Annotated in this window: 19 protein-coding genes; 9 read left to right on the top strand and 10 right to left on the bottom strand. The window is 38.1% G+C overall.

The annotated features are described in order from the left end of the window. The first annotated feature begins 492 nt into the window (after nt 1–492). The 4 genes from B4Z47_RS01340 to eno all read left to right on the top strand — a co-directional run bounded on the left by B4Z47_RS01340 (nt 493) and on the right by eno (nt 3,997). Nucleotides 493–849 carry a TM2 domain-containing protein gene (locus tag B4Z47_RS01340; RefSeq protein WP_046675450.1) on the top strand — a complete coding sequence of 119 codons (357 nt, stop codon included), beginning with the start codon at nt 493–495 and terminating at the stop codon, nt 847–849. Then, nucleotides 849–1,160 carry a DUF2752 domain-containing protein gene (locus tag B4Z47_RS01335; RefSeq protein WP_115050671.1) on the top strand — a complete coding sequence of 104 codons (312 nt, stop codon included), beginning with the start codon at nt 849–851 and terminating at the stop codon, nt 1,158–1,160. The genes B4Z47_RS01340 and B4Z47_RS01335 overlap by 1 nt, the downstream gene beginning before the upstream one ends. Nucleotides 1,161–1,388: 228 nt before the next feature. After that, nucleotides 1,389–2,489, top strand: a complete 1,101-nt coding sequence (carA, locus tag B4Z47_RS01330) for a glutamine-hydrolyzing carbamoyl-phosphate synthase small subunit (protein ID WP_070567807.1) — start codon at nt 1,389–1,391, stop codon at nt 2,487–2,489. Between the two features lie 212 nt (nt 2,490–2,701). Next, on the top strand, nt 2,702–3,997 hold the full coding sequence (gene eno / locus B4Z47_RS01325; protein WP_046675452.1) for a phosphopyruvate hydratase: 1,296 nt from the start codon (nt 2,702–2,704) through the stop codon (nt 3,995–3,997). Between the two features lie 121 nt (nt 3,998–4,118). On the opposite strand, the gene B4Z47_RS01320 is transcribed toward eno, so the two are convergent. From B4Z47_RS01320 to B4Z47_RS01310, 3 genes are read right to left on the bottom strand one after another with little or no spacing between them, the layout of a single operon-like run. Further along, on the bottom strand, nt 4,119–5,006 hold the full coding sequence (locus B4Z47_RS01320) for a DUF72 domain-containing protein (protein WP_070567803.1): 888 nt from the start codon (nt 5,004–5,006) through the stop codon (nt 4,119–4,121). A 1-nt stretch (nt 5,007) separates the two neighbouring features. Continuing rightward, nucleotides 5,008–6,198, bottom strand: a complete 1,191-nt coding sequence (locus B4Z47_RS01315) for an MFS transporter (RefSeq protein ID WP_286726605.1) — start codon at nt 6,196–6,198, stop codon at nt 5,008–5,010. Nucleotides 6,199–6,204: 6 nt separating this feature from the next. Continuing rightward, a complete protein-coding gene (locus B4Z47_RS01310; RefSeq protein WP_070567799.1) occupies nt 6,205–6,846 on the bottom strand; it encodes a YceH family protein in 642 nt (213 codons plus the stop codon). A 157-nt stretch (nt 6,847–7,003) separates the two neighbouring features. Between B4Z47_RS01310 and B4Z47_RS01305 the strand changes: the two genes are divergently transcribed. Genes B4Z47_RS01305 through B4Z47_RS01295 form a run of 3 tightly spaced genes read left to right on the top strand, consistent with a single transcriptional unit; the run spans nt 7,004 to nt 10,078 of the window. Then, nucleotides 7,004–7,909: a histone deacetylase family protein gene (locus B4Z47_RS01305; RefSeq protein ID WP_236560232.1), complete on the top strand. Its 906-nt coding sequence runs from the start codon at nt 7,004–7,006 to the stop codon at nt 7,907–7,909. 10 nt (nt 7,910–7,919) lie between these two features. Continuing rightward, nucleotides 7,920–8,978, top strand: a complete 1,059-nt coding sequence (locus B4Z47_RS01300; RefSeq protein ID WP_070567795.1) for a nucleoid-associated protein — start codon at nt 7,920–7,922, stop codon at nt 8,976–8,978. A 20-nt stretch (nt 8,979–8,998) separates the two neighbouring features. After that, nucleotides 8,999–10,078, top strand: a complete 1,080-nt coding sequence (locus B4Z47_RS01295) for a DUF3810 domain-containing protein (RefSeq protein WP_070567793.1) — start codon at nt 8,999–9,001, stop codon at nt 10,076–10,078. 66 nt (nt 10,079–10,144) lie between these two features. Here B4Z47_RS01295 and B4Z47_RS01290 read toward each other — a convergent pair whose 3' ends face one another. Beyond that, complete coding sequence (locus B4Z47_RS01290) at nt 10,145–10,780, bottom strand: hypothetical protein (protein WP_046675459.1); 636 nt, start codon at nt 10,778–10,780, stop codon at nt 10,145–10,147. Between the two features lie 57 nt (nt 10,781–10,837). Next, complete coding sequence (lpxB, locus tag B4Z47_RS01285) at nt 10,838–11,953, bottom strand: lipid-A-disaccharide synthase (protein WP_070567791.1); 1,116 nt, start codon at nt 11,951–11,953, stop codon at nt 10,838–10,840. Between the two features lie 231 nt (nt 11,954–12,184). On the opposite strand from lpxB, the gene B4Z47_RS01280 reads away from it, so the two are divergent. Beyond that, nucleotides 12,185–12,490: an FtsB family cell division protein gene (locus tag B4Z47_RS01280; RefSeq protein WP_070567789.1), complete on the top strand. Its 306-nt coding sequence runs from the start codon at nt 12,185–12,187 to the stop codon at nt 12,488–12,490. Between the two features lie 86 nt (nt 12,491–12,576). On the opposite strand, the gene B4Z47_RS01275 is transcribed toward B4Z47_RS01280, so the two are convergent. Beyond that, complete coding sequence (locus tag B4Z47_RS01275) at nt 12,577–13,287, bottom strand: DUF4397 domain-containing protein (protein WP_070567787.1); 711 nt, start codon at nt 13,285–13,287, stop codon at nt 12,577–12,579. Nucleotides 13,288–13,613: 326 nt separating this feature from the next. Here B4Z47_RS01275 and B4Z47_RS01270 point away from each other — a divergent pair, with 326 nt between their 5' ends. After that, nucleotides 13,614–13,982 carry a YkvA family protein gene (locus B4Z47_RS01270; RefSeq protein ID WP_053003880.1) on the top strand — a complete coding sequence of 123 codons (369 nt, stop codon included), beginning with the start codon at nt 13,614–13,616 and terminating at the stop codon, nt 13,980–13,982. A gap of 54 nt (nt 13,983–14,036) precedes the next feature. On the opposite strand, the gene purH is transcribed toward B4Z47_RS01270, so the two are convergent. The 4 genes from purH to B4Z47_RS01250 all read right to left on the bottom strand — a co-directional run bounded on the left by purH (nt 14,037) and on the right by B4Z47_RS01250 (nt 18,047). Continuing rightward, entirely contained in the window at nt 14,037–15,563 is a 1,527-nt protein-coding gene (gene purH, locus B4Z47_RS01265) for a bifunctional phosphoribosylaminoimidazolecarboxamide formyltransferase/IMP cyclohydrolase (protein ID WP_070567785.1), read from the bottom strand. A gap of 122 nt (nt 15,564–15,685) precedes the next feature. Continuing rightward, nucleotides 15,686–16,324, bottom strand: coding sequence for a uridine kinase family protein (locus B4Z47_RS01260; RefSeq protein ID WP_046675464.1), 639 nt, complete (start codon nt 16,322–16,324; stop codon nt 15,686–15,688). Nucleotides 16,325–16,356: 32 nt separating this feature from the next. Further along, nucleotides 16,357–17,280, bottom strand: a complete 924-nt coding sequence (locus B4Z47_RS01255; protein WP_070567783.1) for a LysM peptidoglycan-binding domain-containing protein — start codon at nt 17,278–17,280, stop codon at nt 16,357–16,359. An 11-nt stretch (nt 17,281–17,291) separates the two neighbouring features. Next, nucleotides 17,292–18,047, bottom strand: a complete 756-nt coding sequence (locus tag B4Z47_RS01250; protein WP_070567781.1) for a hypothetical protein — start codon at nt 18,045–18,047, stop codon at nt 17,292–17,294. Nucleotides 18,048–18,077: the final 30 nt, after the last annotated feature.

Here is an 18,077-nt window from a genome sequence, read left to right as displayed (position 1 = left end):
GGGGCGCCTTTTCTGTTTATGTTAATTACGAATTTCTATCCTTAAACTTTCATTGCCCCCAGTTTTAGTGGTAACGGCAACTGGCTGATTTAAGAAACGCATTACAACTGACTCATTCAGCCACCAACTTATCCCTAATCCCAATTTTCAATCAGTTTTTAGTCAGTATTTATTCACTGTTTATTCAGTCTTCACTGAGCAAACACTGAACAAGCACTGAACGAACACTGAACAAGCACTGTTAAAAAGACGAATTTGATTCCTCCGTATTTCTAATTTTCTGCAACTAAAAATTAAAAGAAAAAAGCTGCGATTACGAAGCAAAAAGATCGCTGTTCTGTAGTAATAGGTCATTTTAACGGGAAGATGAACTAGCGCACAGCATAGTGCTCCAAAAAATGTATGTTTTTTAAGTTTTTTTATTAATTTCAACCTATTATTTAATCCCTGATGGACGACTGTTTTTCAGTTCCATCGCCAAACTAAATCTAAATGAAAACAGAAGACGAAAAGTATTGTGTAGAGTGCGGTAAGTTAATCAATATCAAGGCGGAGGTGTGCCCATTTTGTGGTGTGAGACAGCCTATTTTTTATGCTAACCAACCTTTTCAACAGCAAAACAACACCTTTCAGGATGACAGGTGGTTACCAGCACTGTTATTTTGTTTTTTTCTCGGCCCTTTTGGAGCGCATCGATTCTACTTGGGGCAAATTGGTACTGCTGTTATTCAGCTGCTTACCTTGGGGGGATGTGGTATCTGGTATCTAATCGATTTGATTATGATTATTGTCGGAAAATATAAAGATGCCAACGGTAATTATATCAAGAGTCCAATTAACAATAATTAATGATTTCGCTCGTCCTGAAATACCTTAAATGTCATTGGATATATTCGTTGGTGCTAGGGTATTTCGGGATTGCCATTGGCTTGTATCTTTTTACAGATATCCATATCCTTATTCCCTGTCTTTGGAAGAGTATCAGTGGTTCTGATTGTCCCGGTTGTGGGTTAACAAGAGCCTTTATCGCCTTGCTGCGGATGGAATGGCAAGAAGCTTGGTTAGAAAACCCGCTGATTTATATGCTTGTCCCATTATTGACTGTGCTGATTTTGAGGGACTTTATTCGGTTTCGGGAAGTCCAATCAATGGAAGGATAAAAAAATAAAAAATGTTTTCACTTTATAAGTGATATGTCGTAACTTTGTCTCCCGTGAAAATTAAAGTAGAGTCTTTACTGGTAGGTGCCTTAGGAAACGGTTTGTCAATCGTAATGATGCATTGTTAATTGATATTTAGCCCATTTGAGGGCTTTTTTTATATCCAGTCAAGAAGGCTTTAAAATTCATAAAAGTAAGGATACACATTTTTATAATATTACATCGATAATGACCAACTACAGCAAATTGCCTGCAATTTTAGTTTTAGAAGATGGTACAGTTTATCACGGTAAAGCCGCTGGTAAAATTGGTACGACTACTGGGGAGATCTGTTTTAATACAGGAACAACTGGTTATCAAGAGATTTTTACAGATCCATCTTATTTTGGACAAATCATGGTAACGACCAATGCGCATATTGGTAACTATGGTATTGATGCGGATGATACCGAATCAAATCAAATTCAGATTGCTGGATTAGTTTGTAAAAACTATAACATCAACTACAGCCGCAAAATGGCTGATGAATCGATCCAAAGCTACTTTGAGGAAGGAAATTTAGTTGGTATTTCTGATGTGGATACCCGTTCATTAGTGCGACATATTCGTGATAAGGGGGCGATGAATGCGATTATTTCTTCAGAAACATTGGATGTTGAAGAATTAAAACGTCAATTGGCGGAGGTTCCTTCAATGGATGGTCTGGAATTGTCTTCGAAAGTAACGACAGCTGAGCCTTATTTCTTCGGTAAAGAAAATGCTTCGTTGCGTGTTGCAGTTTTGGATTTGGGAATCAAGAAAAATATCTTGCGCAATTTTGAGGCTCGTGATGTATATACAAAGGTTTTTCCTGCGAAGACAACATTTGAAGAAATGGAGCAGTGGAATCCGGATGGTTATTTCATTTCCAATGGTCCTGGCGATCCAGCACCGATGGATTATGCTATCGAGACTGTAAAAGCTATTTTAAACGCAAATAAACCGATGTTTGGTATTTGCTTAGGTCACCAGATTTTAGCATTGGCAAATGGCATCCGCACAAGCAAGTTGCATAATGGACACCGTGGTATCAACCACCCCGTGAAGAACATTATCGCCAACCGCTGTGAAATTACGTCGCAGAACCACGGTTTTGGAGTTGTGGCTGAAGATATCCAAAATTCTGAGAACGTCGAAATTACACATGTTAATTTGAATGATCAGTCTATTGAAGGTATCCGTATCAAAGGACAGAAAGCATTTTCGGTGCAATATCACCCAGAATCATCACCGGGTCCGCATGACTCGCGCTATTTGTTTGATGATTTTGTAGCAATGATCAAAAACTAAATTGCACAATATTCTATAAAAAACCCTTCAGATTTTGAAGGGTTTTTTATTGTTTTTAGTTGAACAGTTATGCCGATGGAGCATATTTTATTTCATAATAAATAGGGGAATAAATACATTTTTTATTATATTTGATTGTGAAAAATGTCTGTAGATAAGAGTGTGTCTTATCTACACTAAGTAATGAAAATAAATTATAGTCTAATAAAGAGATGAGTTTAATTATCGATGTTCATGCGCGTCAAATTTTGGATTCGCGCGGTAACCCTACAATTGAGGTAGATGTTACTACACAAAATGGTTTTGTTGGTCGTGCAGCTGTTCCTTCAGGTGCTTCAACTGGTATTCACGAAGCAGTAGAATTACGTGATGGTGACAAGTCAAAATATCTAGGAAAAGGTGTTTTGAAAGCTGTTGAGAATGTAAACACTAAAATTGCAAAAGCGCTAGAAGGTGTAGATGTTTTCGAGCAAAATGCCATCGATAAAATCATGATTGATTTAGACGGTAGCGAAAATAAAGGAAACTTAGGCGCAAATGCTATTTTAGGAGTTTCTTTAGCTGTAGCGAAAGCTGCTGCACAAGAGTCACGTCAACCATTATACCGTTATATCGGTGGTGTAAATGCGAACACGTTACCTATTCCTATGATGAATATCATCAATGGTGGTTCGCACTCTGATGCACCTATCGCATTTCAGGAATTTATGATCATGCCTGTGGGTGCGCCTTCATTCTCTGAGGCTTTGCGTTGGGGTACTGAGGTTTTCCATACGTTGAAAAAAATCTTACATGACAGAGGTCTTTCAACTGCAGTAGGTGATGAAGGTGGTTTCGCGCCAACTTTTGAAGGTACTGAGGATGCTATCGAAACAGTTTTGAAAGCGATTGAAATTGCCGGTTACAAACCTGGTCAAGATGTTTGTTTAGCGTTGGATTGTGCTTCTTCTGAGTTCTACAAAGATGGTAAATACGATTATACTAAATTTGAAGGTGATAAAGGAGCTGTGCGTTCTAGCGAAGAGCAAGCAAGCTATTTGGCTGAATTAACAGCTAAATACCCTATTATTTCTATAGAAGATGGTATGGCTGAAGATGATTGGGCTGGTTGGAAAACATTGACTGACAAAATCGGTGACCATGTTCAATTAGTAGGTGATGATCTTTTTGTTACCAATACAAAACGTCTTCAACAAGGAATCGATACTCATACAGCAAACTCAATTTTAGTGAAAGTAAACCAAATTGGTTCATTGACTGAAACAATCAATGCGGTTACTTTAGCTCAAAATTCTGGTTACACTTCTGTGATGTCACACCGTTCGGGCGAGACTGAAGATGCGACTATCGCTGACTTAGCTGTAGCACTGAACTGCGGTCAGATTAAAACTGGTTCTGCTTCACGTTCTGATCGTATGGCTAAATACAACCAATTGTTACGCATTGAGGAGGAATTGGGTGGTAATGCACGTTTCATCGGTAAAAACTTTAAATACGCTAAAAAATAAGCGAAAGCTTATTTTTTATATAAAAAGCCGAAGTATTTTCTACTTCGGCTTTTTTTGTGGGCAAAATATGCTGAATGATTTTTTCTATAGTTGGCTTTAGCACCGGAACTGATATCATGTCTTAGAATAATGTATTTCCTGTGTTTTTGTTGGGATAGGTTAGATCCAAGTCGAATGTTGTATTCAGTTTTTTGATAAAATGTGTTGCCAGTAATGGCGATTCTATCTCAATATTCTGGTGGATAAAGAAATACAGTTTTTGCAACCCGTTTTCGCGCCATAGTTTCAGCACATCGATCCATTGATCTAGGCGATCGTAATCTGACGCGTGGTTGGCACCTACATACCGTATAAAAGCAGTCGGTGTGGTTAAGCGCATATGGAGCATGTCTCTACGGCCTGCGGTATCGACCAGTACGTTGGTCACGTTGGTTTCCTCCAGCAGCGCATAGAGTTCTTTTGTTACTTCGGGTTTGGAAAACCAATCTTTATTTCGTACCTCTAAGGCTAGAGGGACTTCTTTTGGCCAGTCATGAAGAAATAGTTTTAGACGGGCCATATCCTTTGGACTATAATTGTCGTGCATCTGTAAAAAGGCCATTCCCAGTTTCTCATCGAAATGAACAATGGAATCCGTAAACAACTTCACTTTATCACCCGTATTTAATAATCTGCTAAAATGGCTGATGGATTGTGGGATTTTTGGGAAGAACTTGAAGTTGGAAGGTGTTTTCTTTTTCCAGGTTTCTACCTGGTCTATGCCGGGCGAATTGTAGAATGTGGCATTGAGTTCAATGCTGTTAAATTGCGTGGAGTAATAAGCAAGTTCGTCTTTTGTACCTCTGGGGTAAAAGCCTTTTAAATCTTGTTTATTCCATTTTGCACAGCCTACAAATACCTCAAAAGATTGATCGTTTTTGAAATGCTGTAATAGGGTTAAGGTTTCCGGTGGAGTAGGAGGAAGGGTAAAATCGATTTCCTCCGGATGTTCAACTTGGCCGAATTTCATATTAGTTTTTTCTTAATTTATAATCAAATAATAGATGAGCCAACATTGCCAATACCGTATAACATGTGCCTACGACAATAACACCGGGCCATTGGAAGTGTTGCCATGCTTGTGCAGCAAAAAAAGTGCCTGTTGATCCGCCAATAAAATAACTGACCATATATACGGTGTTTAGTCGGTTGTTGGCCCCGAGGTTCAGCGCATAGAAATCGCTTTGATTTAGGATGTGCATCGACTGTAGACCAAGATCAATGAGAATAACACCAAGAATGAGACCCCAATAGGTATAGCCAAAGAGGGTAAATAATAACCAGCTGAATAACATCAATAAGATCGCATATAAGATGATTTTTGCTTTGCCTATATAAATGGTTAGTTTATTGACAAAAGCAGCGGCAAGCGCACCACAGGCACCTACGAGACCAAAGGCTCCTGCAGTTGCGGGGCCATCAAAAAAAGGTGGGGCCGAAAGATGGAAAACAAGCGTTGTAAAAAAAGCGGAAAAAGCCCCAAATCCCATGGCTCCGCGAAATGCAGCCAACTGTAATACAGGTTGTTTTCTGGCAAAGCTCCAGACTGATCGCATCAATTCCTGGTAAGAACCTTTAAAATTAGGCAGCACCTCTGGTAGCTTGATTGCTATGGCGATGGCTGTAATGACCATAATTGCTGAGGCTATCCAGTACATTTCGCGCCATCCGAAATAGGAGCCGACAAACCCGCTTACAACTCTAGATAGTAATATACCGATCAGCAGGCCCGACATGACCATTCCGATCGCTGAAGCCTGCTTTTCTTTGCTCGCAAGCTCAGCGGCCATGGGCACAAAAACCTGCGGAATAACGGAGGTGAAACCTATCAGAAAGCTGAATAGCAGGATCGATAGGATAGAAGTGGACATGGCCATACCGACTAAAGAAAAAATAATGAAAAAGAAATCGATCAAGATCATTTTTTTTCGCTTAAACATATCCCCTAAGGGGACGATCAGTAACAGGCCAAAGGCATATCCGATCTGCGTTAACATGGCCGAATTACTGACCATGGCCTCGTCAATATGTAGGTCTTTGGCAATCAGGTCCAATAGTGGTTGATTGTAATAATTATTGGCGACAACCAAGCCTGTGGCGATGGTCATCAGCCACAAGGTTGCTTTGGATATTTCGTTTTCGGAATCTATTGTTTGCGACATGAGCGACTAATGTAATTCATCCCAGAGATCCTGAAATTTCTGTTTCAATGCTGCAACTTCCTGTTCCAATTGTCCAATTCGTTCGAGTAAGGTCTGGTCGTTCGAGGAGCTGCCTGCAGGAACGCTATTTTCATACGCTTCCAGGTTGATATCTCCTAATAAATGAATATAGCGGACTTCTTTATGCCCTATTTGTTTAGGCAGGGACTTCAAGTAGCCTTCTTGTGCCAATTTTTCCAATTGTTCATTGATTTCGCCCAATGATTCAAATTCATAAAGTCTTCCAGAGTTTGAATTAATTTCCCCGGCGGTCATTGGTCCTCTGAGTAGTAATAAGCAAACAATGGTTAATTCGGAAGGAACCAGTGGAAATTGTATGGCAAAATTGTGTTTATACTTTGTTACGCGAGATCCTCCGCCAACAACTGTCGAGATTAAGCCCTTTTTCTTTAATATATCCAATGTAGCGATAATATCTTCTTCTGTATATTGTACAACCGGTTTGCGGGAAGTCTTTTGATTACAAGCAGCTTGTAAGCTGTTGATTGTCATTGGATAATATTCTGGGGTTACTTTTGATTTTTCGATTAGTGAGCCTAGTACACGTTGTTCCATGGCAGACAATTGGGGCAAATGAGTTGTTTCCATTTATCTTGAAGAATATAAATTTATGATTGAATACAAGTATGCTGTTATGCAACGTAACATTGGCTTGCAGTTTGTTCCTTCTCAAAGATGCCCTTTTTCTCCTACAACTCCAAAAGATCTTTTTCTTATCTTCGCATGATTAATAGAAGATTTTAAGGTGCTTAAGATAGCTTTTCGTCAAGAATTTGTCCATCCCGTCAAAGAGGGGCATCGATTTCCGATGCTGAAATACGAGTTGATTCCTTTACAGTTAAAACATGAAGGGCTGGCAGATGAGTCAAGTTTTTTCAGTCCTGAACTAGCAAGCTTTGAGACATGCTGTTTGGTCCATGATCCAGTGTATGTAAAGCAGTTGTTTGAGCTTACTTTGGATTCGAAAATGATCCGTAGAATAGGTTTTCCATTAAGTCAAAGCCTTGTTGATCGGGAGCGATATATCTTAGATGGGACGATCCGAAGCGCCGCATATGCACTTGAGTATGGTGTTGCTTTTACCATTGCAGGGGGGACACATCATGCCGGTTATGATTTTGGTGAAGGCTTTTGCCTGATGAACGATCAAGCGACTGCCGCCGGGTACCTGTTGAAGCATAACTATGCAGGTCGTATCCTTATTATTGATCTGGATGTACACCAAGGAAATGGTACTGCGCATATTTTTGAGGGGCATAATCAGGTGTTTACCTTTTCAATGCATGGCGAGAAAAACTATCCCTTTGTCAAACAGCGTTCCCATTTGGATATCGGCTTGAAAGATCAGGTTACTGATGCGGAATATCTCACTTTATTGGAAGAAAATTTGGTTGATGTGTTCCGGAAATTTGAGCCTGATTTCGTTTTCTATCAGGCTGGAGTAGATATTTTACAAACAGATAAGCTGGGGAAATTGAATTTAAGCAGCAGTACCTGCCGTCGAAGAGATGAATTGGTCTTTCATATGTGCCATAAACACCATATCCCTATTCAGGTAAGTATGGGGGGAGGTTATTCTCCTGAAATTAAAGATATTGTCAATGCACATTGCCAGACTTTTAGAATAGCAATAGATTTATATAATTTATAAGATAAGAAATATGTTTTTTCACCAAGATGCAACTTTTGAAGCGTTATCCATTCATCGTGTAGGCAATAAAGCGCAAGATGAATTTTATATTTTGTCGGATGCCCCGGTATCTCTTGAAGGAGATGAAGTGTTACCTGGACTATTGATGCAGTATTTTATGAGTCCTTTTGCAAAGGTGAATGAGGTATATCGCTTATATCATCCGAATGGAGAGCTGGAACTGAATGAGATTTTCTATTTTGCAAGACAGTATTTTAAGGAGCAGCTTCCATTTCACGATTTTTCCCAACAAATTTCAAAACACCTTTATGAGGTATCCAGCCATCCAAAAATTAAAGCTGGGGAGGTGTACGTAGTTGCCTTAAAGAATGTACAGATCGAAGGGGAAGAACATGATGCCATTGGTATATTCAAATCGGAGAATAAAGAGACTTATTTGAAAGTATATCCGGAGCAAGGTGCTTTTATGTTGGAATATGAGCAGGAGGCGATCAATATCAATAAACTGGACAAAGGCTGTATTATTATCAATGTAGAAGAAGAAGAAGGTTATAAGGTGCTGGTTCTCGATCAGACAAACCGTCAACAGGAGGCAGTATACTGGAAAGATGAGTTTCTACAGCTGCGCGTGCGTAACGATAACTTCAATCAAACAGGGAATTATCTAAAAGTCTATAAGAACTTTGTTCAGGAAAAACTAGATGAGACATTTGAACTGGAGAAAGCGGACAAAATTGATTTGATGAACAAATCCATGAATTACTTTAAGGAAAAAGAAACTTTTGTCCAAGAAGAATTTGAGGAGGAAGTACTGGGCAATCCGCAGGCTATTGCTTTATTTCAGGACTTTAAAGCTGGTTTTGAAGACGAATTTGACTCCCCATTTCAGGCAAGTTTTGAAATAGCAGATAAAGCGGTGAAAAAAATGGAATCTTCTTATAAGTCTGTTTTAAAGCTGGATAAGAATTTTCATATCTATGTTCATGGCAAACGTGAATATCTTGAGAAGGGGTACGATGAGGATAAAGGCATGAATTATTACAAGGTCTATTTTGAGAACGAAAGTTAATCGTTTTATAGCTTATTTGAATGGAGAAACGCGATAAAATAGCTGTTTTCACGGTAGTATTACTTCTGATTGGAATTTTTATTTTCTCCTTGGTTGAGCAACATAGCCAATGGATTGAGGCGTTTTATGCACGCGGGTTTTACCGTTCCTATAGTCATGTGCCAAGATTTATTTTTGGGTATGTTCCCTTTAGTTTAGGTGATCTATTTTATGTCCTAGTCGTTGCATTTCTACTCTATTCAATTGCTAAATTAATCGGAAATTTATGGAAAGGAAGATGGAAAAGTTCTTTTCGTTCGGTTTTGACTATGATCAATTTGGTATTAGGTCTCTATTTTTTCTTTTACCTATCATGGGGTATGAATTACTATCGTGAACCAATCAGTATAAATGCCAATTTGAAAGTTGATAGCTTAAAGTTAGCGGATTATCTCGTGGTTTTGAATGGGTTTTTGGACAGTACAAATAATCTGCGGGAACATGTGAATCCATCCGAATGGGAAGAGCATAAAGAAACTATTCAAAGGGATTTGAATACATGGGTACAACAGGATACGGCTTTTGCAGATTTCCTGTCAAGAGGTCAAATTAGGGCAAAATCACCCATAAATAGCAGGATAGTTTCTTTTTTTGGTGTCTCAGGTTATTTTAATCCGTTCACTCATGAAGCACATGTTAATAAAGCCATGCCGGTAACCTTTTTACCTTTTACTACAGTGCATGAACTTGCGCATCAACAGGGAATTGGTTTTGAAGACGAGGCGAATTTTATCGCTTTTGCTCGCTTACAGCGACATCCACAGATCTTTTACCGATATTCGGCTTATCTACAGACCACACTGTATATGTTACGTGAACTGCAGGTTATGTATCCTGATTTAGGAAAAGATTACAAGGGAAGATTAAGCGTGAAAGTATGGAAAGACGTGGAAAAAGAAAAGCAGTTTTGGAGTCAATACACAGGTTGGGTCGACGATGTGATGGGATTGTTTTATAATCAATACCTCAAGCACAACAATCAACAGGAAGGCATAGCACGATACGATCGGATGACACGGTTGGTGTTGGCCTATGAGCTTAAAAGAAGAGGCTGTAGATAATAATGAGCCCATTAAAAAAGGCGTATTAGAGAATAATACGCCTTTTTTATGGATTAAGGAATTTTGTTATTGTGTTGAAATTAGTTCAAATGTACCTTCAGTTCCGGCACTGCCCGAATAAATTTGCCCTTGAGGCAAGCCTCTCAATCCGGTGGGAGCGGTTTTAATCCGATCATAGATGTTTCTCAAGTCCGTGTTTGCATTGACAGCCCGCCCACCTGCTGCAACATCTCCATAAATATAATTAGGCGCTTTTTTATTTGTTGTCTGAGGTTTAAGGCTGCCAGTTGTTAAATTGACTTTAATTTTTCCTCCGTTACCATTCGGAAAAGTTTTGGTGCCATTAAAAGCGTCATCTCCCTTTGCAATGATATAAAGAGAACCTAATTTTTGAAAATTAGCATTGATGTCAAAATTTGCACCATTATTCTTTCCATCTGTTCCATAGATGGTTGCTTTATTTCCAATTTCAGCATAACCAATTGTTAGCTTGACATTTTTCTTACCATAGAACGAAAGGGTAGAATTGTCTTTCATGATTAAGGTATCGATGTGCATGACAACAGTAGAGTCTCTATTATCGATATTTTTTTTCGCTTTTTTGCCAATTTCCAGTTTAGAAATATGTTGTGTTTCTTGTGCTTTCCCAGTGAAGGTCATTGCAAAGCAAAGAAAAAAGCCTAGAATAAATTTAAATTTCATAAAACTTTTAATTAATTGTAACTAACTAGTAGTTTGACAAATAAAAGGTAAAAGAGTTTAAAATTTAGCGAGATATTTTACAATTAATTTGGCAGTTTTCTCTGATGCGCCAGGAGAACCTAGCTTTTCGGCTAAAATATCATAGTTTTCCATCACACTTGCACGGTGAGCTTTGTTATTGATAAGTTCACCTACTTCATAGGAGATATCGTATGCCGTGCATTCGTCTTGAATCAATTCCCGTACTGATAAGAAATTGTTAATTAGATTGACTAGTGAGATAAATTTAACCTTGATGACTAATTTGGCAATCCATACCGATATTGGGTTAGCTTTATAAACGACAACCTGAGGTACTTTCAAGATACCTGTTTCGAGTGTAGCCGTTCCACTCGTTACGACTGCGGCTTCTGCGTTATGGAGAATGTCGTAGGTTTGATTGAAGATTACGGGAATATCAATACCTTTAAAAAATTGCTTGTAGTAGGCTTCATCAAAATTAGGCGCACCGGCAATGACAAATTGATGTCCAGGAAAGAAAAATGGAAGTTCGGCCATGATGGGAAGGAGGTTGGCAATTTCCATTTCGCGGCTTCCGGGTAAAAGGGCGATCAAGGGTTTTTCTGAAAATCCATGCTGCTCCCTGAACTTTGGGTTGAATTGATAGGCTGAAATCGCATCCAACAGCGGGTTTCCAACGTAATCAACGGGCATGCGCCACTTTTTATAAAAATCTACCTCAAAAGGCAGAATACAAAACATATGGCCGACAATCCGTTTGATTTTCTTTACGCGGCCTTGATTCCAGGCCCACACTTTAGGGGAAATATAATAACATGTTTTGATGCCATTTTTTTTTGCAAAATCAGCAATTTTCAAATTGAAGCCAGGGAAATCTATAAGAATGACGGTATCCGGTTTTTCTTTCAATAGATCATTTTTAACAAGTTTGAGATTCCTAGATATCTTGGGCAGATTTTTTAAAACCTCTATAAAGCCCATAAAGGCCATTTCTGAAGTATGTATCAGCGCTTTTTTTCCCGCCTCTGCTTGCATGAGATTGCCCCCTACGATTTGGAAAGTCGCATCGGGGTCTTCAATTTTTAATGCTTTAATAAGATTGGCACCATGTAAGTCTCCTGAAGTTTCACCTGCAATAAGATAGTATTTCATATGTCAATGATTTTATTCTTTATGATCTTATGAGATATCTTTTTTTCGTTAAAACTGCGTTTAGTCTTAACCATGGATATTTCATTCAAATGATCGTTTTTGAACTGTTAAAGATAAGATTATTCTAGGTATATGATGAATTCGAGCATATTATTCCATATCTTTAATTAAAGATGTTCAAGTTTTGAAGAAAATATCCGAAGTATAAAAGGTAAATAGTAATTTTGTCTTATGCAACGATTGTGGTCCTTAATAAGAAATAAGTATTTGTTAGCCGCTTTGGCTTTTCTCGTGTGGATGTTGTTTTTTGATCGAAATGACTTTGCCACGCAGTATAGTTATCAAAAGCAGAAAGCGAATTTGGAAAGTGAACGCTCCTTCTACCTTAAGGAAAATGCGGCTATCATTAAAACAATAAACGATATTCGATCAAATCCGCAGGAAGTACAACGTATTGCACGTGAGAAGTATAAGATGAAAAAAGATAATGAAGATATTTATGTGATTACTAAAGTAGCACCTAAAGAGAATCATTAAGATCTACGATATGATATAAAATGAGAAACAACGGCCATCATGTTTACATGACGGCCGTTGTTATATAGTATATAGATATGGGTATTTTAATTTGCGGCTTGGGCTACTAGACCAATATATAAAGGTTTCTTTTCATCATTAGCCTTGCCTATGAGTATTAATGAATAATAATAACCTTCAACCAATTTAATGTCGCTACGTGTTGCGATAGTTTTTCCGGCTTTATCACGAGCGGTGACAGTGAATGTGCCACTCTTTTGAGCAATAAATCCCTGATGGGCACTTGCTGAATTTTGTGTTTCTTGTGCTCTATTGGTCCATTCTGAGGGGGAAGCCTGATCGCCTATTTTCAGGGTAACTAAATCTGTACCTTCAGCAAGATTAAAGAAGCGTAAACCAGACTCTGTATTTTTGATGTCTTTATTGATTCGATCTGTTGTGATCACCTGTACGGGTTTGGCTTTAGTTCCAAATAAAAAGGATGTATAGATGGTGCTATCTTTGATTGTTACAGTTGTATCCGTTAATTTCGTGTTATATTCAGCGGAGACTGCAATTCTACGTGCTCCTGTAAATAGCCCAATTTGAGCATAACTCTTGAATCCCAATGGATAATTAGGGTTTTGAAGCGGGCCGCCGTCTGCAAAATATATAACTGCATTGGCATCCGTGTATCCATTAACCATGGTAAGCAATGCGGCAGGAATTGGCTGGTCATCGTTATCTTTTAGACAGCTTGTTAAAAAGAATGCCGCTAAAGCAATAGCAATAAAATTAAATAATCTATAGTTTTTCATAACCGTGTAATATTAAAATTTGTTTTTGTGACTCACATTGCGCTTGTGTTGTCTATTATACGGAGATGACTGACACTTTGCTACAGCGATTTGTAAAAATAATAAAAATCCATATTCAGACCTCGTTTTTTATTCCGATGACCGTTGTAAATGAATATATAGAGTAGTTGGTTGGACCGACAGCGGATCAATAAGGGTTTCTAGGCAAAATTTAGTCGGTGTGAGGGGAGGGATTTGGTTATGTCCGCTGCGCATTCTGATTCTGGTTCGTGTTTGGTTTAGCGCGAGGATTTGGATTGTTAAACTAGTAATCCTAATTTTGAAGTATGAACAATAGAATCAAAAGAATTGCGAAGGGAATGTTTGAGCAGTTTAGGCATCGTAAAATTACGGAATCTGAATTTGTACAGGCGGAGGCAAAAGCGAGGAATCTAGGAGGCTATATGGACGACTTCAACGTATTAATTGCGATGTGTAAGGACACCATTACGGGGAAGTATAAAATGGACAAATGGAATTTATCGATTATTATTGGAACGATACTTTATGTGGTTTCGCCAATTGATGCAATTCCCGATTTTATTCTCGTGGGCGGGTGGATCGATGATGTGGCCATTGTGGGTTATGCGATTCGCAAACTCAGCGCTGAGATGGAACAGTACAAGCGTTCAAAGTTTCCTGTCGAAACGAGATAAATAAAAAAAGCTACTTTTCTAAAGTAGCTTTTTTTATTTATTATTGAAGTTCAATTAGTGCTTAAAGTGTCTAACACCTGTTGTCACCATGGAAATTCCTTTTTCATTGGCCATATCAATTGATAATTGATCTTTAATTGAACCACCAGGTTGTAACACGGTTGCTATTCCAGCTTCCGAAGCAATCTCCACACAATCAGGGAAAGGGAAGAAGGCATCAGATGCCATTGCACAGCCTTTAAGGTCAAAACCGAAAGAAATTGCCTTCTCAATAGCTTGTTTCAATGCATCTACTCGAGACGTTTGCCCTACGCCTGAAGCAAACAAAGTACCATTTTTAGCAAATACGATTGTATTTGACTTGGTGTGTTTTACAATTTTGTTCGCAAAATAAAGATCCTCCAGTTGTTCTGCAGTTGGCTCTACTTGTGTTACCGTAACCATTTGTTCAGGTCCTTCAATCGTATTGTCTTTATCTTGAAGAATGACGCCATTCAATAAAGTTTTGAACTGTTGGCCAGGTAATGTAACCTCTTTACGAACCAAAATAATTCTGTTTTTCTTTGCGGTAAGTATATTGATCGCTTCTTCAGAATAAGAAGGTGCAATCAACACTTCGAAGAATAATTTATTAATCTCTTCAGCTGTTGCAGCATCAACTTGACCATTCGTTATTAAGACTCCACCGAAAGCTGAAACAGGATCACATGCTAAAGCATCTAACCAAGCTTGTTTGATTGTTGACCGTGAGGCAACTCCACAAGCATTTGTGTGTTTTAAGATCGCGAATGTAGGCTCTGTGAACTCATCAATCAAAGCAACGGCAGCATCAACGTCAACCAAATTGTTGTAAGATAGCTCTTTACCGTTCAATTTGTCAAACATCTTATCTAAGTCGCCGAAGAAAATACCTTTTTGGTGCGGGTTTTCACCATAGCGCAACACCTGCGCTTTTTGCTCAGATTGTTTAAAAACCTGAAGCGGATTTTCTTGATTGAAATAGTTGAAGATTGCCGTATCGTAATGCGAGGATGTATTGAATGCACGTTTAGCAAATTCTTTACGTTGTTCCAACGACGTATTACCTTCTTGGTTTGCTAGTATTTCTTCCAATTCTTTGTAATCATTTTTGGAAGAGATAATAACCACATCGTTAAAGTTTTTAGCGGCAGCGCGTATCAATGAAATTCCACCGATATCTATTTTCTCGATAATATCTTGTTCCGATGCACCGGAAGCAACAGTTTCTTCAAAAGGATACAAATCCACAATAACCAAATCGATCTCAGGTATTTCATACTGAGCAAGCTGTTGTTGATCCGACTCAAGCGGGCGGCGCGCCAAGATACCGCCAAATACTTTTGGATGCAATGTTTTTACACGGCCTCCTAAAATAGAAGGGTAGCTGGTGAGGTCTTCAACTGGAACAACATCTATACCTAAATCTTTGATAAATGTTTCTGTTCCACCAGTGGAATAGAAGGTAACACCGTATTTGTTTAATAATTCAACTAAAGGAGCGAGGCCGTCTTTATAATAGACTGAAACCAATGCATTTTTAATCTTTACAGGATGGTTCATTATGATGGATTTGTTTCGTGGCGCAAAGATAGGTATTTAAAATCTTGATATCAATAAATCAAGTACTTTAAATAGAAAGGAGAATCTGTTTACGAGATTCTCCTTTCTAGATTGTTTTAATTTTATACCAAATTGAGCTTTAATTTTAGCTCTTCAGAAATTTGGTTGGTGATTTCCCAGATTGGCTCTGGTTCATCGGTATTGTTAAATATGACCTGATCGCAAGTGTCCTGATACGGCAGTAGGTACTCGTTGTAGGAGGGTAGAACATGGTTTACCCATTTGTACATGACATCATCTTCAAAGTATCCCCGTTCAACCAGATCACGGTGTAAGCGTCGTCTTAACGCGATATCCTGATCAGCGCTTAAAAATATCTTATGATTGATTAAATTATTTATCTCTGTATAATAGAAAATGAATAGACCTTCAATAATTAAAATAGGTGCCGGTTTAATCTCTAATATTTTGGGTGTTAATGAAGGGTTGTTAAATGTATACTCTTCCTTATATATTGTCTCACCGTTAAAGAGAGCCTTGATATCTTTATAAAAAGCATCTCTGTCGATTGATGTCGGAATATCGAAGTTATAGAGCCTGTTTTCCTCCTGAGTTTTAGTATTGGCAGGGATGTAATAATCATCTTGGGAAATTAAGGTCACCTCATGTGGGTTAAAATGTTTTAAAAAGCTATTTAAAAAAAAAGTCTTCCCAGAACCACTACTTCCGGCAATTCCTATGACATACGGTTTGTTATTCATTCTTACTATGCTATAAAAGCTATTTTATTCTGTTAATTTTCTAGAGGTAATCCATACGCAATTTCAACCTGGAAGCGTTTATCAAGTGCGCCTATGCTCGCGGCGGCAGATTTTGACAACACGACAATTGCATTTTGGTTTTCGGCATTATCATTAAATTTACCAACCACTTTTGCATAAGTCACACTTTTGGTCATTGGGTTAGTAATTTTTAAAATAGTACCTACTGGAGCTGACTTATGAAGAGCGAGGTTGCTTGTACCTTGAGATGATAGCCCATCAATCCAGACGCCAATACCACGTTCGGACTTTTCACGTATTCCGTAGCGGTTTGTTGAAATTTGATTTTCTTCTTTATCATCACCGTCAGTAGAATCGGGGCTTACAATTTCGATTCCTTTAGGTTCAACTAATTTTGGTCGTTCAGGAGGCAGGGGCTGATTGGGGATCATGAGTTTCATTCCACCGCCAATAACATTATTTTTTAAGTTATTTGCTTTTTTGATGTCTTCAACAGAAATACTGAACCTTTTAGATATGGCATAAAGTGTCTCTTTCTCACCAACGATATATTCCGTGAAACCTTCTTGCTGCTGCGGATTACGCGGATTTTGCACTGTCATATTTCCACGGTCATTGTTTACTGTTGATTTCGCTTTACGACCTGTTGGAATCTTAACAATTTGACCCAGGCTTAATGTTCCATTACCGTTTATTTGGGTCAATTGGCCTACCGTCGTTTTATACTTTTTACTTAACTGGTAATAATTATCTCCTTTTTCAATTTTGAACAGCACGTATTCTTCACCATTGATTGCTTCTGTTCCTACTGAATCAGGGATAAAATCAGCGCGTAAAGAAGTTGAGTTTTTTGCTTCAACTTGTTGAATAGCTAATATCGCGATGGATAGAATAGCTATCTTTTTATATGTCTTTAATTCGAATAAAACTTTCATATATTTTGCAATTATACTAAATACGAAACAAACTCCCGTTTATTATCTGTCAAAAGGAATATTTGTTCGTGAATAAGAAAATAGATGTTGAAGAACTTTAGTCCTAGTTTGGAAACTGCAAGAGTAGTTGCTGTTATTTTTTCTTTTGTGGATTGCACTAACCTGATTTGATAACAATTATCTTTGTCTTTTTCATAGAAAACCCAAATAAAGTGGTCATTTACCCTATTAATCCAGATCTCGCCATCAATTGGGAAGTCCTTCAAAAAAAGGGGTATTTCACCATTGTAGATGATAGGATAGACGAGCGCACTGGCATAAGGTTTAATGGAATTCTCATTTTTGCTTTCAATCAACATCGTTTGGAGATTCAAAAATAGTTGTAATCCCTCTGCTATTACTTTGGGTCTAATAAGTAGTCCTTGGTCAACCATATTGATAAAAGTATAGTTGAACCAGGTTTCTTGTTGTTGTGGATTGTAACAATTGATTAGTTGTATGCCTGCATCAATTGGTGAATTATGCGCAATCTTCTTTAGTATCAATTTTTTACATTGGATTCCGCCTAATACCCATTCTTTGGCAATTGCCTTGAAGTCCCGTAAAACGTAAGTTCCTTCAAAAGTAATCACATTAAAATAGGGCAGGGTATCATCTGGATTTCTTGTCTCTACCGCAATCAATTTATTCTCCGCATCGATTTCGATCCGCCAAATCGGGTATGTAAAAATGAAATTGAATGCTTTTGAAATTGTGTGATTCGCCATGTAATTTTCAACCAAGAGGGCAAATTTACT

It is taken from the genome of Sphingobacterium sp. UBA2610 (assembly GCF_002339225.1).
Classification (GTDB): domain Bacteria; phylum Bacteroidota; class Bacteroidia; order Sphingobacteriales; family Sphingobacteriaceae; genus Sphingobacterium; species Sphingobacterium multivorum.
This window is presented reverse-complemented; position numbering and strand designations above follow the sequence as displayed.

Excerpts from the sequence above, each read along its gene's own strand:
- carA (WP_070567807.1), top strand. The coding sequence starts at position 1,389 with ATGACCAACTACAGCAAATTGCCTGCAATTTTAGTTTTAGAAGATGGT.
- B4Z47_RS01250 (WP_070567781.1), bottom strand. The coding sequence starts at position 18,047 with ATGGCGAATCACACAATTTCAAAAGCATTCAATTTCATTTTTACATAC.
- B4Z47_RS01335 (WP_115050671.1), top strand. The coding sequence starts at position 849 with ATGATTTCGCTCGTCCTGAAATACCTTAAATGTCATTGGATATATTCG.
- B4Z47_RS01255 (WP_070567783.1), bottom strand. The coding sequence starts at position 17,280 with ATGAAAGTTTTATTCGAATTAAAGACATATAAAAAGATAGCTATTCTA.
- B4Z47_RS01295 (WP_070567793.1), top strand. The coding sequence starts at position 8,999 with ATGGAGAAACGCGATAAAATAGCTGTTTTCACGGTAGTATTACTTCTG.
- B4Z47_RS01280 (WP_070567789.1), top strand. The coding sequence starts at position 12,185 with ATGCAACGATTGTGGTCCTTAATAAGAAATAAGTATTTGTTAGCCGCT.
- B4Z47_RS01310 (WP_070567799.1), bottom strand. The coding sequence starts at position 6,846 with ATGGAAACAACTCATTTGCCCCAATTGTCTGCCATGGAACAACGTGTA.
- B4Z47_RS01275 (WP_070567787.1), bottom strand. The coding sequence starts at position 13,287 with ATGAAAAACTATAGATTATTTAATTTTATTGCTATTGCTTTAGCGGCA.
- B4Z47_RS01315 (WP_286726605.1), bottom strand. The coding sequence starts at position 6,198 with ATGTCGCAAACAATAGATTCCGAAAACGAAATATCCAAAGCAACCTTG.
- B4Z47_RS01300 (WP_070567795.1), top strand. The coding sequence starts at position 7,920 with ATGTTTTTTCACCAAGATGCAACTTTTGAAGCGTTATCCATTCATCGT.
- B4Z47_RS01260 (WP_046675464.1), bottom strand. The coding sequence starts at position 16,324 with ATGAATAACAAACCGTATGTCATAGGAATTGCCGGAAGTAGTGGTTCT.
- B4Z47_RS01290 (WP_046675459.1), bottom strand. The coding sequence starts at position 10,780 with ATGAAATTTAAATTTATTCTAGGCTTTTTTCTTTGCTTTGCAATGACC.
- purH (WP_070567785.1), bottom strand. The coding sequence starts at position 15,563 with ATGAACCATCCTGTAAAGATTAAAAATGCATTGGTTTCAGTCTATTAT.
- eno (WP_046675452.1), top strand. The coding sequence starts at position 2,702 with ATGAGTTTAATTATCGATGTTCATGCGCGTCAAATTTTGGATTCGCGC.
- B4Z47_RS01270 (WP_053003880.1), top strand. The coding sequence starts at position 13,614 with ATGAACAATAGAATCAAAAGAATTGCGAAGGGAATGTTTGAGCAGTTT.
- B4Z47_RS01320 (WP_070567803.1), bottom strand. The coding sequence starts at position 5,006 with ATGAAATTCGGCCAAGTTGAACATCCGGAGGAAATCGATTTTACCCTT.
- B4Z47_RS01340 (WP_046675450.1), top strand. The coding sequence starts at position 493 with ATGAAAACAGAAGACGAAAAGTATTGTGTAGAGTGCGGTAAGTTAATC.
- lpxB (WP_070567791.1), bottom strand. The coding sequence starts at position 11,953 with ATGAAATACTATCTTATTGCAGGTGAAACTTCAGGAGACTTACATGGT.